Source organism: Pseudoalteromonas sp. XMcav11-Q (assembly GCF_040104525.1).
GTDB lineage: Bacteria > Pseudomonadota > Gammaproteobacteria > Enterobacterales > Alteromonadaceae > Pseudoalteromonas.
In genome coordinates, this window is the sequence record NZ_JBECOX010000013.1 from 1 (window position 1) to 14,900 (window position 14,900).

Genomic DNA, 14,900 nt, shown 5'->3' on the forward strand with positions numbered 1-14,900 from the left:
GATTGCAGTGGATGAATGGCCATTGACGGCAAATGGCAAGGTGGATAGACGGGCATTGCCAAGTGCAGATGTGGGTTGTTTGCAAGGGGAATATGTAAGCCCTGAAGGTGATATTGAGCAACAGTTAGCCGGTATTTGGGCACAGCTTCTGGGTATAAAAGCCGCTGAGATCAGTGCAACGGCGAACTTCTTTACTCTGGGTGGGCATTCGTTGTTATTGGTAAAACTTTACAATCAGATCCAAGCTCAGTTAGCTGTTTCTGTGTCTTTTCCAGATTTGTATACTGCACTCTCACTGAGAGAGCAAGCCAACGCAATTCAGAGTAAAAACATAGCAGATAGAAATCACAATTCGCCTTTAGTATTTTTAAACAAAAGTGCAAGTGAAGATAAGTCTGAGTTTTTGGTTGTTGCGATTCCTGGGGTGTTGTCAACACCGAATGATTTTAGGTCTTTCGCTCAGACTCTTGATACACACGGAGTACCATGTATCAGTATTCACCATCCCGGTGTATTCGATGATTGTGAGTCAGTTACTACGATCAAGTCACATGGACAGTATATCTTTGACAGCATTAGGCCACAGTTTAAGAATAAACAGATCGTTTTAGTTGGGCATTCTTATGGTGGAGCTCTGGCCCAAGAGGTTGCAGAGTGTATGAGCAGTATTGAGAATCAAATATCGCTTGTTTTGCTGGATAGTTATTTTGCGCAGAGTTCATACAGGATGGATATGGACTCTAGATTAGAAAATATAGCAACATGGACACAATCACTTAAAGACACAGAGCTTGTTAATAAGTTGAATAGGTTGGCTAAGTGGCAGTCGGAAGCGTTTTTCTCATATAGCCCTGATCAGATCTGGGACAAAGAGGTGCTAATGATGTTCGCGGAGGACTCATCGATCGAGTCATGCAATTATATTGAACTATCAAAGCAGTGGTTTAGTGGTCCTGTAACAGTTGAAATGGTACCGGGAGGTCATAAATCCATGCTGGAAAGTCCTAACGTTGAGCAAGTCAGTCATGGCTTGTTACGTTATCTCGGTATTCAATAACTACTAGACGTAGATGAATCAGTTGTAGAAATGAGCTGGGCTCCATACTGTTATGGGGCCCATTTTTATTTATCGGTCTAACATCAATCACGCTAATTCTCCAACTAATTGGAACGAAAATACGATATCTCCACGCTTAAAAAAGTTCATTTATTTAACCTCGGGGTAAGAAGTAAGTTAATCCACTAAAATCACTAAGTTCAAAAGCGTAATATCACTCTAGCCAGAAGTTATTTCTTAAATGCAAGGCAAATTTGTGCGTCAATAGCTGGCCTATTGCAAGAAAATTTAACGCAGTAGTAAGGGATAACAGCTGCTAGAGAACAAGTTGTTATCCCAAGCTCAGGTTATTTAATGTAATCAACACTTGTACAAGCTAAAACTGGCACAGCATAATTATTCGGTGTAGGCCTAACAGCAAGGTAAAGATACTAATCAATGGCATTGATGCGAGAGGCCATCACACTGCGCTTAATTCATCAATTTTCGTATAAGTTGCTTGACTGCAAATTCTGCGTTCTGGCTAAAATTCACTTAGGTGGATTACATCTCGTAGCGTGTTAATTAATAGCTTTTTAGAATGTTTATTGAGGGAAAGCAGAACTCGGAATAATAGTTTCTCAATCCGAGTTCTGGGTGCTTAGATGGGCAGTTATTGATCTCGTAGGGAATAAATTGCCGGTCTTCTGATAATCCCCCAAACAGCAAGTGTGGATGTAAACGCAGTTACTGCAATAATAGTAACTATTGGTAATATTAATCCTGTTGTTGAAAGAGCGAATGTGAAACGGGTTGAAGTTATCCACACTGCAACGCCTGAAACTATGATTGCAGCTCCAATTAGCGCGAGTATGATGACCTTAAAGTTCTCTAAGATCACACCTTTCACAATAGTAAGTGGTGACGCTCCAATAGCCATACGAACCCCGAGTTCAAATTTTCTCATGCTAATTCCATAACTTAATACGCCATATATACCAATCACGGCGATTGAAAGTGTCACTATTGCCAAAGCTAGAGATGCCCAACTAGCGATGTAATGAAGCGCAAGAGAATTTGCTAATTGTGATTCAAGTGGTTGAATATCCGAGACTCGCCACGTGGGTGTGGTCTTCGCGATAATACTATTTATAAATTGGGGAGTAAGCTGCTGGTTTGAATCTACTTCTATGATAAAAGAAGGAGCGTAACGCTCGATATTATCTACAGCCCACATTTTGGCTGAGTTATTTTGTTCCGGTAGGTTTAGATCTTCGGTGACGGCAATAATTTCATATTGAATTGTACGGCGTCCATTTAACCAGTAATAACGCTCACCAACTACATCGCCACCCGGCTTTAACTTATTGGCAAACTCTTTATTTACAATGAGGTAAGGAGAGCGATTATACACGTCTTCTCGAGTAAAATTGCGACCTTGGAGAATGTCTAACTGTAACGTTGGTATATACGCTTCATCAATTAAGTTGCCAGAGACAGAATACTGATTCTCAAACCCAGAGTCTGGGCTTAAGAAAGTACTAATACCAAACTCGACAGGCGTACCTGTAGTTAAGCTTGCAGATACAACTCTAGGGTTGGCTCTTATCTCGCTTACAATATCAAGTAGTTGTTGTCTTCTCGTACTATAATATGAATCTCTTTCAGCGCGACTTGGCCTTGGTTCGAAAAGCTGATTCAATTCCACTTGGTAACGATCTTTACTTACGAAATTGGGAGCCTGGCTTAGCAATGACCATGAGTTTATAAAGATTTGAAAGCAAGAAATCAGTAATAAACTAGCAAGAAAGATCTGACTGAAAATTAGTGCTGAACGGGTACTTGATTTCACTTGGATGCTGGTACCTTTACCACTACTTTGTATTTGAGCGTTTAGTTTACTGAAGTTAATTTTGGCACTGATAAGCCAAGCACCTAGCCAAGCTAATAATGCTGAAAGAGTTAAACAAAATATGACTGACGGCACATTAGTTGTTAAGCGTGCAACACTAGGTAAGCTGTCTGTTGCAATTAATTTTAATAGGTAATAGCACAGCTCCGATACACCCAATGCTAAAATTGCTGATAAGAGAGTTAATGTCGCAAGCTCAATGAAAATGCCTCGAACGATCTGTTTTCGTTGAGCGCCTAAAGCCGCTTTTATGGACATAGTCCGCTGCTGATTTACTGCTCTTGCGAGCACTAAATTGGCGATATTGGCACAAGCGATTAGCGTCAAACAAAATGCACCAACTAATAACCAAATTGTTCTTGATGCACTGTCGCCATGGATTTTTTCTTTTAATGGTTTTAGCTCAAAAGTGATAGTCATATCATTAAAAAATGAACGACCTGCAGTTTCTGCTTTAAAACGCCCGTTATATTTATTTGTCAGTTGGTGATTCAGCTTCGCGATATCTTCATCCGCTAAAATTTTAGTTAAAATGTGCCTGTTTGGGCCTGTCAATCCCCATTGCTGAGCATCTCGTCGATAGGATGGAAGGTAATCCCATGGAAGCCAAATACTTGTTAGTCTGCCTGGAGTATATAGCTCTGGCTCAGGTGTATTCTCTGAAAGTACGCCAATAATTCTGAAGTTAACTTGATCTATCTGGAACGTTTTTCCCAAAACCTGTGGATCTGCGCCAAAGTACGTTTGCCAAGAGTGGTAAGAAAGCACCGCTACAGGTGATATACTATCGATACCTTCTTCATCAGAAAAACCACGACCAAGCTCGAAATTGAAACCCAAAAGGGGCATAAACTCTGGAGTGGTGTAAGCAACATTCACCCGAGGGGTATCGGCACGGCTTCGTATTACTTCTTCACCATAGGCAAAAAGTGCAGTTTGAATGTGATCTGATTTTTCGTTTTTATACGCCTCGACCAAAATTGGCATTGGGGTGTAGTCTTCAAATTCAATTTTATCTTTTATGTAGTGGTTTGTCTTAGAGACATATAATTTCTCACTATCATGGTATGGCAGGGGGGCTGCGAGAATCTGGAAGTTTAAGTTGAACATGGCAATAAGCGTGCCCAAAGTAATTCCAAGAGTTATAATTATAGTAAGGGTAAATATTTTTGCTTTGCTAAGAGAGTATAAGCATGATTGGATCTCTTGTTTCAACATGTTGAGCTCCTCACCGGCTGTGTGACGAGCAAAATTGGCAATTCGAAGTGCGGTTCGTACATTTTAAGCTTCCTTGTGTATTCTTATGGTTATTTAGCTAGCCAACGGCTCCGAATGCTTTTCAGTGCTCTGTTCTTGAGGAGTTAAAATCTTGCCATCTAATAGGTGTAGCTTTCGTGTTGCCATATCTGCATACCTAGGATCATGTGTAACCATGCACAATGTGGTGCCTTCTAAATTTAGCGCTTTGAGCATATCCATCACGGCATCACCGTTCTTTGAGTCAAGGTTACCAGTCGGCTCATCTACAAGCAGTAACGCAGGGTTGCCAACCAAAGCGCGGGCTATAGCAATACGTTGTTGCTGTCCGCCTGAAAGTTGATTAGGGCGGTGGCTAGCTCTATGGCCCATGTCTACTTTTGTAAGGCAGCTGGTAACCGCTTGTGTGATCTCAACCTCGGTCATTGGCTCTTTGCGATAACGCAATGGAAGTGCAATATTTTCAAATACGGTCAGTTCATCTATCAGATTAAATGATTGAAATATAAAGCCAACCTTTTGGTTCCGTATATGTGCAGCTTCACTCAAGCTTAATTTACTTACTTCTATTCCCTCAACCTGATAACTTCCATCTGTAGGCGTATCTAGTAACCCCAATATGGAAAGGAGAGTTGATTTACCACAACCTGATGGACCGCATATTGAGACGAAATCACCCTTATATATTTCGAGGTCTATTCCTCTCAGCGCGTGCGTTTCCATTTCCTCTGTGCTAAACACCTTAGTGATGCCTGACATTTTCAATATTGCTTCTTTCATAGTTTGTTATCCTATTAAATTACTGAATTATTCTTATTTTCTGCGCTGTTTTGAAAGAGGTGGTATCGGAGAGAATAACTTGTTGGTCTAAGCCAATACCTTCCTCTATTTGAATATAGTTGCCAGCGTCAATACCGAATGAAACAGATGTTGAGTTGGCATACTCTCCTGCACTATCTAAAACGAAAATAGATTGTTGGGTGTGGGGATGAGTATTACTAGGGCGCTCGACGTATAACACGTCCTGTAATGAATGTGTCATGATTGTTGCGTCCACGTTGAGTTCTGGTCTTGCAGATTCTGGTACGGCATCGTTGAAGGTGAGCTCGACTTCGATTGTCCCTTCCTGTACTTGAGGGCTGATCCTAGTAACAGTTGCTTGCACTTTCTCACGTCTAGTGTTTACAACCGCAGGTTGACCCACTCGTATTTGCTCGGCTTTAGATTGTGAAACACGAACAAGTGCTTGAAGATCTGCGCTACTACCTACTTGCGCTAGCTCTTGGCCAGCCACAACACTTTGTCCTAGTTCTACAGCCAATCGTTGTAAAACACCTTCAGTTCCAGCGCGAACGGTGAGCTTAGCTTCTCTTTCTATAAGTCGTGCGAGAATGGAATTAGCTTGATTTATTAATTCCTGTGAAATAGTTAAGTCTTCTTTATGCAGTAACTTTAACTGCTCTATACGCTGATGTTGTAACTTTACACGTTCAGCAAGCTGTCTTTCTTCAAGTTCTGCGGTTTTTACCTCAATTGCAGGTACAACTCCCTGATCCCTGAGCTCCTGCTGTGCTTCGCGGCGCATAGCTAGAGACTGATGCTCACTTTTTAATTCCGCTAACGTCGCAGCTTCCATGAGAAGCTCTCGTTGGTTTGCGAGTTTTTGTCGGCGGAAGTTGGCTTTTTGTCTGTTTAATTCCATTTCTGCGCTGGCTAGCTGCTGCGTCAGGTCTGGATCCTGCATCTTTAAAATAATGGTGTCAGGTAGTACTTCACCGCCGGGGCGCACTAATATTTCATTTACTGTTGCGGGGTCTTGTGCGGTAATTAGTTTTTGCTTATTTGAGCGAAGTACACCATAGCCTGTCACTTCAACGTCAAGGTTACCGCGCTGTACATTGCCAATGATAATTGAATGCCTTTCAAGCTTAGTACTGGTCTGATCTGAAAGTTTCCCCATCATGAACCAAATAGATACAAGTACCACAGGAATGCTTATGAGTATAAACAGTTTACGTAATGGCTTAGCTTGTTTCTTTTTTATTACATCCACCTTTAGTTGCCTTTTTTATCGGATTGATAACTTGATGTAAGCAAACAGTGTGCCATTTGTATCTTGTTGTTTTGTTTGTTGTTTTATTTTTATTTGGATAAGTAAAGTCCGGTTCTGGACTATGCGGATGAGTAAATCGGACCAGCAATTTGTGGAACAAGAATGGCGCTATTTATTATGAAATGAGGCATGGCATAACTGTTTTTCTGCCTTGACCTCCATACTGCGTTATCGCTTATTTATGGGGAACAACCACACTACATAGGCTCAGTCTTGCCTAAATACCACACAGGCTGCTGCAAATTTAACCTTGAAAGGCCAACAGACCCTAATTTTCCGATGTTTAGATTAACTAAGGGGTACTGGAATGAGCACTTGGCAAAGAGCTCCAGGCCTATCAGAGCGGTTGGTTAAGCTTATGGATCCGGACATATGCTCAACGAAGTAACGACTGATATAGAGCCCGATACCTTCGCCCTTTTGTTTTGTAGAATAAAATGGAACAAAAAGGTTATCGCTATTAGCTACACCGCTTCCTTCATCTAAAACTTCAAAAACAGCGGTATTGTTGGTGGTATACAACCGAAGTGTTATTTTTGAGTCTCTCGGGCTAGCTTCTATGGCATTTTTAACAATATTAATAATCACTTGTTTAAACAGGGTTGGATCAACGTGAAAGTAAACGGGAGAAAGCTCTACTTGCCACTGTTGGTCCGGAAACATACCTTGTACCATTTTTATGAGATCAGTGCCCGATAGGCGCTGGATCGTCACTGTTATTGGTTGGTTTAATTGTGTGTACTTTTGAATAAAGTCCTGTAAGTGAAAACAGCGCTCTAAGACAATATCGAAAGCTTGGCTATCTCTAGGATCGTTGATGCGTGTTTGCAACCTTTCTAATAAGGCAGTTACTGGTGTAAGTGAGTTACGTATTTCATGGCTAATGACACGAATCAAGCGTTGCCAAGCCTGTAGCTCTTGATTTCGCAATGCATGTTGTATATCTATACAAATAACGAGATGATAAGTGTGTTCTTGGTTTGTAAATGTACTGTGTCTAACTTGCCAGCGCTTGTTGAGTCCAAGGTCAACAAAGTGCCACTGTGGCGTATTACTTAGCCCAAGCGATTCAGGGCGACTATAGCGTAAAGTTTGCCATGGTTTCTGGAATAATTGGTAGCACTCTTCATTGCCAAAACAAAGTTGCATGCGTTGATCAAAGATCAGTATGGGGGTATTCAACACACTGATAAGCTCAGCGACCAAAAACGATTGGACATCTTCATCCGTTTTTTCACTTTGCAACATGTCAGAGAGCGCATTCAGTTGGTTGTGCAATTGCGCGACAACACCCGAAGAAAATGTGGGTTTAGCTCTTAGGCTAAAATCACGTTTTAACCATGCTTCGACTTGATAACCGCAGCGTTCAAAAGACAATTTACAACGATTGTAGAGCTGTCTTACCAGCAAGCCTTGACACAGAATAAAAATGACAATTATTAGTAGTGAATATAAAGTTATGGATGCCGAAATGTGCACGTCTAAGTGCCAACTCAAAACGCAAATGCCTACAATTTCAAGTACTACCAGCAGTAAAAACTTTACTACAAAATACCGAGCTAACGGTTCTTTAGTTAAGCTCATATTTCTCAAGGCGTCGGTAGAGTGCTTGTTTAGTAATACCCAGTAATTCAGCCGCTTGTTGTTTATTTCCTGCCGTATTATTCAAAGCCTGTGTGATTAATTGTTGTTCCGCTTGTTCTAATGTGATCAGAGGTAATGCTTCTGAATGATTTTGTGTAAGCTGCGATGGTGTGCTCATATGTAATTGCTCCGGCCCTATTTCATCTGTTTGAGCTAATAGAACAGCTCGCTCTAGTAAGTGCCCCAGCTCTCTAGTATTTCCTGGCCAGTCATAAAGTTTTAATTGATTGAGTGCTGCGGGAGTGAGGCTACATTCATTTTTCCCGTATCGGTTACCGTGGGTTTTGATAAAATGCTCTGCCAATAATTCAATATCCTCAGGCCGCGTTCTCAATGGAGGAATTTCTATGGTAAAAGTATTGATTCTATAGAAGAGATCTTGGCGAAACTCAGCTTGTGATATTAGCTGTTCAAGCTTTGCATTGGTGGCACTAATTAGCCTTACATTAGCCACTTCAGTAGTGCTTGAGCCAACAGGTTCATATTCTCTGGATTCTAATACCCGAAGTAACTTGCTTTGTTGCGCTAGAGGCAGGGTACCAATCTCATCTAAAAACAAAGTACCAAGATTCGCGAGTTTAAATCGTCCTGCACGGTCTGATTTAGCATCCGTAAATGCACCTTTTGTATGTCCAAAAAGCTCGCTCTCAAAGAGTTGCTCTGGGATTGTCGCCATATTGACAGAAATAAACGGATGCGTTGAACGGTGTGAGTGCTGATGGATCCACTGGGCTATAAGGCTCTTACCTACACCATTTTCCCCAGTCAGTAGAATATTAGCATCAGTAGGGGCCATCACTTCAAGCTGCTCCATGAGCTGCTTCATTGTTTTACTACGCCAAAGTACGGGTTTAGCATCTCCAGCTAGCGCGTGCTGAAGCCCTTGATTTTTATTAGTTAAATCACTGAGCTGTAGCTGATACCGGATTACTTGTTCGAAACGTTGATTTTTCCATGGCTTTTCTAAGAAATCAGCAGCGCCTAATTGCATAGCTTGCACAACAAGCTCTGTATGTGACCAGGCTGTCATTGCTACAATAGGTGTCGTATTGCCAAGCTGCTGCTGCTGTCTTAAAAACTTTAAACCCTCCTGCCCCGATGTTGAATCTAGTTCAAAGTTCATATCGAGCAAGATTAACTTAGGCTTATTCTGTGCTAGAAAAGTCAGTGCTTGTACTGGATTTTCAACTTCCTCGACAGCTAAGCCTAAATCTTCTAATACAAATCGTGCGGCCAACCTAACTTCTCTATTATCTTCTACTAGCAATATTAGTGGTTTAACGCTCACAGCAAGCTTCCTTGATTTATTATTATCATACCATCAACAGCCGCATTACTCTCCGCGAAGCGAGTGTAATGCTGGGCGGGTAATAATACTTTTTAAGGATAGTAGCGCAACACCAACGACTAGAATAACGACTAAAGTGAAAGAAACTAACCAATGGATAGCGCTATTTATTGTAACAGGTACAAGCGTATCCTGAAGCATCGAAATACTCAATAATACCAAGATTGAGGTGCATACGGCAGCTAGAATAGGTCGTAAATTATCCTTTAACACGAGTGAAAATATGGCAATCGGTGTTGCGCCTAATGACATTCTGACACCTAGCTCAAAGCGTCGTAATGCCATATTGTATTTACATACACCATAGATACCAAGCGCAGCGAGTGCAAGTGCAATCACAGAAAGTGTTAAGGTGAAGATACTGATTACACGTTCTTGCTGTAAATGTGCCGCTAGAAGCTCAGTTGTAGATTGGAAGTTGTAAACGCGCATCTGAGGGTGAATACGCGTTAATACTTGATTGATTTCCGCTCTGCTAATTGTAGAGTGAGGCTTGGTTTGAATTAAAATGAAAGGGTAACCTGTCGGTATTGCTGGTGTAAAAACTCTCGCGATGTGCAGCTGTTTAGGAAGATAGATATCATCAACGACACCCACCACTTCTAAACTCTCATGACTATTACGTGGGTATAATTTTGCACCTAGTACTTGTCCCTGTTCTTTCAGTCGTTTAGCGAGTGTTTGATTTACAATAACGACAGGATCACTATTAATGGCTTCTTTCATGGTAAAGGATCTCCCACTGGTAAGTTTAGCACCAAAGGTGTCGAAGTAAGTTGACGTACCAGTCGTGCGTTGATACTCAAAAGCATTCTTTTCTATTCCCGGTTCAAGTTGCATCTGGCGGTCAGAAAAGCCAGGCAACCAGTAGGAAATTGGCGGGTAACCCCCAATACCAGCTGTTGCGACGTGGGGTAGCTTCGCCAATGAGTCAACGGCAGATAGGAGTAATTGTTGACGCTCTTCCCGACTCATTTGTTCTAATAGAGTGCCTAAGTTAAGCGCGACTTGATAGGTATTTTGTTCCCTAATCCCTGTATCACGTTGTAAGTTTTGCCAGCTTGTTTGGAATATCCCAATGCAAATAGTGAGGAGTGAAAGACAGATAAATAACTGAAACGAGATTAGTAAAGTGCGAGTCGTTGCGGAGATTTGAACGCTGGTTCCTTTACCACTACTTTGCAGTTGCTGAACAATATGGCGGTAGTTAAGTTGCCGGCTTACTATCCAAGAAAGGAGTAAGCACACCGTAATACTGACTAAGAAGGCAAATGCAATAGTATGCATCTCTAGATTGAGTTCTTGTAGGCGTGCTAATGGGCCAGCTACTCCTGACTTTAGCAGCTCGATGATCCCTTCGGCAATGAACAGCGACAATGCTGCGGCTGTTATAAACAGCAGTCCTAGCTCTATTGCAATATGCAAAAATAGGTGATTTGGTTTTGCACCCAAAGCGGCCTGAATAGCAAAGCTCTTTTGTTGCTCTGCTGCACGTGATAGCACTAAACTACAAATATTACTCAATGCTATTAACAGCAATACAAGGCTCCCTAACAACATCATAATACTCACTTGCGATGCTTCACCGATAATACGATGTTTAACGGGGATAAATTTGAGATGTACTTTACTGTTGGCAAATGCTTGTTCACCAGCAGTTTGTTGTTGTAGTTGTTCGTTGAGCCAGTTTTCAAGAGACAGCTTTGCGCGACGTGCATGTTGCACATCATGTAACTTTAGCAATTGATATGTCTGGATATTATTCCTTTGCCATGTCGGAGCTGGTGAATCATTGTAGTCATAGCTAATCCATACATCAGTATACCAGTTGGGTGTTGATAATACGGGTTCAATAAATTGCTTATCAGTAACACCTACTATTTTAAAACTAACGCCTTTGAATACGAGCGTTTTATCTAAAATATCAGGGTTACCACCGAAGTAACGCTTCCATACTTGGTATGAAACGATTGCAACGGGTTGCTGACTACCGACCCCTTCATCAGCACTAAAGTAGCGCCCCAATGCCAGTGGCGCATTGAGTAATGGCATAAACTCAGGGGTAATAGCACCGATGTTAAATGTAGGACTGCTCGGTAAACTTTGTTCAACATCAATACTAATATTCTGAATGGCCATGATTTCGATATCAGAGAATTGTGTTTGTTTGTTATATGCCTCTAAACTCCCCGCATGAGGAATAAAGTTGCTCTGTTTCACCTCATTATGGTCATCAACTAATTCACCACGCATTAGCATTAGGCGTTCAGAATCAGGATAGGGAAGTGGAGCTGCGAGAAGTTGATAATTTAGATTATACATTGATACCAATGCGCCTAGCGTCATTGCTAGAGTGAGCGTGATTGTTAACGCATAACTAATGTGGCATTGAAGTCTTTGCCAGGCCATTTTAATAGAATGTATTACCATTTTTACCCCAAATCCGCTCACGATATCCGTCTGTATTCTGTAACAGACATGTCACTCAAATAGAACAAGGTCAGCAACGCGTATGCCAGAATTTATCTTTTTGATAAATATAGAATTTACATTTTTATTGCAATCATTTAGTCCATTATCGGACGATAAAAGACCATAAATGGACTGTGACTGCGCTTAGACTGTGGTGATCCGATACTCTGCCATTGATTTATGAGTTTCTGATGAGGATTATTGAAAAAAATGTTGGATAAACTTTCATCTGTCACATTAATAGTAGATAATACGCGACCTTTAATTCTCAATCGGGCAATCTCAACGCGCATTTTTGCGTAGATCGACTAGGATCACTGAGGGCCAACTTCACTGAGTAATAATATGAGCATCGAAAAGTTAAGAAATATCGCGATTATCGCGCACGTAGACCACGGTAAAACAACGCTTGTAGACAAGCTACTTGAGCAATCAGGTACACTACAGCAGCGCGGTGGTAATGAAGAGCGAGTGATGGACTCAAACGATCTTGAAAGAGAGCGTGGTATCACCATCCTTGCAAAAAATACCGCAATCAAGTGGAACGACTACCGTATCAATATCGTAGATACTCCAGGACACGCCGACTTCGGTGGTGAAGTAGAACGTGTTCTTTCGATGGCTGACTCAGTATTACTACTAGTTGACGCGCAAGAAGGTCCGATGCCACAAACGCGTTTCGTAACGCAAAAGGCGTTTGCTCAGGGTCTTAAGCCAATTGTTGTAATCAACAAAATTGACAAGCCGGGCGCTCGTCCTGATTGGGTAATGGACCAAGTTTTCGACCTATTTGATAATTTAGGTGCAACTGACGAACAGCTAGACTTTAAAGTGATCTACGCATCAGCAATCAACGGTTGGGCAACACTTGATCTTGATGAACCGTCTGACAACATGGAACCAATGTTCCAAGCTATCGTAGACGAAGTTGAAGCGCCTAACGCGGATCCTGAAGGTCCGTTCCAGATGCAAATTTCTCAGCTTGATTACAACTCATATGTTGGTGTTATCGGTGTTGGTCGTATCAAACGTGGTTCAGTTAAACCTAACCAACAAGTGACTATTGTCGGTGCTGATGGTAAGACACGTAATGGTAAAGTTGGCCAGGTACTTGGTTATTTAGGTCTTGACCGTCACGAAGTTGAGCAAGCAACGGCTGGTGATATTATCGCAATTACAGGTCTTGGTGAGCTGAAAATCTCTGACACTATCTGTTGTCAGAATAATGTCGAAGCACTACCACCATTGTCTGTTGATGAACCGACAGTAACAATGACTTTCTCTGTGAACACGTCTCCATTCTCAGGCCAAGAAGGTAAATACGTAACCTCACGTAACATTCTTGAGCGTCTAGAAGCTGAGCTTGTGCACAACGTTGCACTACGTGTTGAAGAAACAGATAACCCAGATAGCTTCCGTGTATCTGGTCGTGGTGAACTTCACTTAGGTATTCTTATCGAGAACATGCGTCGTGAAGGCTACGAGATTGCAGTATCTCGTCCAGAAGTAATCTTGCGCCATGTTGATGGTCAGCTGGAAGAACCGTACGAAACAGTGACTATTGACTGTCAAGAAGAACACCAAGGCTCTATCATGGAACAGCTTGGTCTGCGTAAAGCGGAAATGACTGACATGTCTCCTGACGGCAAAGGTCGTGTACGCATGGACTTCATGATGCCTGCGCGTGGTCTAATCGGATTCCAAACTGAATTTATGACGTTAACATCTGGCTCTGGTTTGATGTACCACACGTTCTCACATTACGGCCCACACAAAGGCGGTAACATCGGTCAGCGTAAAAATGGTGTACTAATCGCTAACGCAGCAGGTAAAGCGCTAACAAACGCACTATTCAACCTACAAGAGCGTGGTCGCCTATTTATTGGTCACGGTGTTGAAGTGTACGAAGGTATGGTTATTGGTATTCACAGCCGTGATAACGACCTAACGGTAAACGCGCTTAAAGGTAAGCAGTTAACAAACGTACGTGCATCTGGTACTGATGAAGCACAAAACCTTGTGCCACCTGTTGTTATGTCTTTAGAGCAAGCGCTTGAGTTCATCGATGACGACGAGCTAGTAGAAGTAACGCCTGAAAGCATCCGTATTCGTAAGAAATTATTGACTGAAAGCGAGCGTAAACGCGCTAGCCGCCAAGCTAAGTAACCTGAGCTTGGGATAACAAGTTATCTCGAAGCAGGCTACTTAGAATACAAAAAACGCCGCAATTTTGCGGCGTTTTTTTGTGCTCCATTTGCTGAATCTAAAACAAGCCGTACTCTTCTGTTTCTTCTGGCTCATAATTTTGTAAATGTTCTGGGCGGAAAATGGCGCTAGGGTCAATCAATACGCTGTGACGTTTTCCCATCTTGACCAAACCCTTCATCAACTTTTTGGTTTGCGCATCGATTTCAAAACCAATACTGGTCATTTCCTGTAGTGATTTAATATCGCTTTCGTCACAGTGAACGTTATCTTCTACCTTATCGACAAGCAAACCGATATGCGGACTTTGGCCATCTTGAGTGGTAAAGACGATGATAGGTTTATGGTCAAGCATGATCTGATCACGGGCTGATTCAAACAATCTTATGAGTTTATTAAAAGTGGTGCTCTTTTCACGAGCGAGAGTATCTATGGCTTCTTGTTTATGTCCCTGTGCGCACATCACTAATAGTTTATCCGCTAATGAATGTAGTTTTGCATGTGGTTCTTCGAAGCGACTCAGTAGTGCTTTAAGATCGTCATTTTCAGTTTTGAAGCCGTAATACCACTGTCCAAAAGCACATTGCTTTGGATCTTTGGCTTTAGTGAAGGGGACATCGTTAAAAATGCTTGCTTCGAGTGCGACAAGCCATTCTTTATGATCTTGCTCTCGCTGCTGTAGCATGCTGACCAATTCTTGATTGGTCTCATAGGAAGAGCGTTTGTTCAATATGATCCCTAAATCAAAAATAGGGGTCGGTACGCCCATGTAATCTTTGACGCCCAAGAAGCTGGGGTTGTCATTGGGTAAATCCGTTAAATTTTCTTCGTAGCGTTCAGTTAATAGAATATCGAGGATTTGCAGTGATATTGTTTTTTTCCCGACGCGAAAGTTAATTAAATCCATGTCAGC

At 41.8% G+C, this 14,900-nt stretch carries 9 protein-coding genes; 2 read left to right on the forward strand and 7 right to left on the reverse strand.

Translation table 11 applies throughout. The features are described 5' to 3' along the window. Nucleotides 1–1,057: alpha/beta fold hydrolase (locus ABMY45_RS18430; protein ID WP_349289324.1), on the forward strand; the 1,057-nt coding region annotated here is incomplete at its 5' end. Nucleotides 1,058–1,709: 652 nt separating this feature from the next. On the opposite strand, the gene ABMY45_RS18435 is transcribed toward ABMY45_RS18430, so the two are convergent. From ABMY45_RS18435 to ABMY45_RS18460, 6 genes are all read right to left on the reverse strand, one after another. Continuing rightward, nucleotides 1,710–4,166 (reverse strand): ABC transporter permease, encoded by a 2,457-nt coding sequence (locus tag ABMY45_RS18435; protein WP_010607882.1) that lies wholly within the window; start codon nucleotides 4,164–4,166, stop codon nucleotides 1,710–1,712. Between the two features lie 93 nt (nucleotides 4,167–4,259). Continuing rightward, a complete protein-coding gene (locus ABMY45_RS18440) occupies nucleotides 4,260–4,985 on the reverse strand; it encodes an ABC transporter ATP-binding protein (protein ID WP_010607883.1) in 726 nt (241 codons plus the stop codon). A gap of 19 nt (nucleotides 4,986–5,004) precedes the next feature. Beyond that, nucleotides 5,005–6,258 carry an HlyD family efflux transporter periplasmic adaptor subunit gene (locus ABMY45_RS18445; protein WP_010607884.1) on the reverse strand — a complete coding sequence of 418 codons (1,254 nt, stop codon included), beginning with the start codon at nucleotides 6,256–6,258 and terminating at the stop codon, nucleotides 5,005–5,007. Between the two features lie 348 nt (nucleotides 6,259–6,606). Next, a complete protein-coding gene (locus ABMY45_RS18450) occupies nucleotides 6,607–7,902 on the reverse strand; it encodes an ATP-binding protein (RefSeq protein WP_010607885.1) in 1,296 nt (431 codons plus the stop codon). Then, complete coding sequence (locus ABMY45_RS18455) at nucleotides 7,889–9,250, reverse strand: sigma-54 dependent transcriptional regulator (RefSeq protein ID WP_102055873.1); 1,362 nt, start codon at nucleotides 9,248–9,250, stop codon at nucleotides 7,889–7,891. Before ABMY45_RS18455 ends, ABMY45_RS18450 begins: the two co-directional genes overlap by 14 nt. A 45-nt stretch (nucleotides 9,251–9,295) precedes the next feature. Continuing rightward, nucleotides 9,296–11,740, reverse strand: a complete 2,445-nt coding sequence (locus ABMY45_RS18460) for an ABC transporter permease (RefSeq protein WP_227387609.1) — start codon at nucleotides 11,738–11,740, stop codon at nucleotides 9,296–9,298. Nucleotides 11,741–12,127: 387 nt separating this feature from the next. Between ABMY45_RS18460 and typA the strand changes: the two genes are divergently transcribed. Then, nucleotides 12,128–13,948, forward strand: a complete 1,821-nt coding sequence (gene typA, locus ABMY45_RS18465) for a translational GTPase TypA (RefSeq protein ID WP_095728606.1) — start codon at nucleotides 12,128–12,130, stop codon at nucleotides 13,946–13,948. A 97-nt stretch (nucleotides 13,949–14,045) separates the two neighbouring features. Here the strand turns inward: typA and ABMY45_RS18470 are convergent, their stop codons facing one another. Then, nucleotides 14,046–14,894 carry a CZB domain-containing protein gene (locus ABMY45_RS18470; RefSeq protein WP_010607888.1) on the reverse strand — a complete coding sequence of 283 codons (849 nt, stop codon included), beginning with the start codon at nucleotides 14,892–14,894 and terminating at the stop codon, nucleotides 14,046–14,048. Nucleotides 14,895–14,900 lie beyond the last annotated feature (6 nt).

Excerpts from the sequence above, each read along its gene's own strand:
- ABMY45_RS18435 (WP_010607882.1), bottom strand. The coding sequence starts at position 4,166 with ATGTTGAAACAAGAGATCCAATCATGCTTATACTCTCTTAGCAAAGCA.
- ABMY45_RS18440 (WP_010607883.1), bottom strand. The coding sequence starts at position 4,985 with ATGAAAGAAGCAATATTGAAAATGTCAGGCATCACTAAGGTGTTTAGC.
- ABMY45_RS18450 (WP_010607885.1), bottom strand. The coding sequence starts at position 7,902 with ATGAGCTTAACTAAAGAACCGTTAGCTCGGTATTTTGTAGTAAAGTTT.
- ABMY45_RS18460 (WP_227387609.1), bottom strand. The coding sequence starts at position 11,740 with ATGGTAATACATTCTATTAAAATGGCCTGGCAAAGACTTCAATGCCAC.
- typA (WP_095728606.1), top strand. The coding sequence starts at position 12,128 with ATGAGCATCGAAAAGTTAAGAAATATCGCGATTATCGCGCACGTAGAC.
- ABMY45_RS18470 (WP_010607888.1), bottom strand. The coding sequence starts at position 14,894 with ATGGATTTAATTAACTTTCGCGTCGGGAAAAAAACAATATCACTGCAA.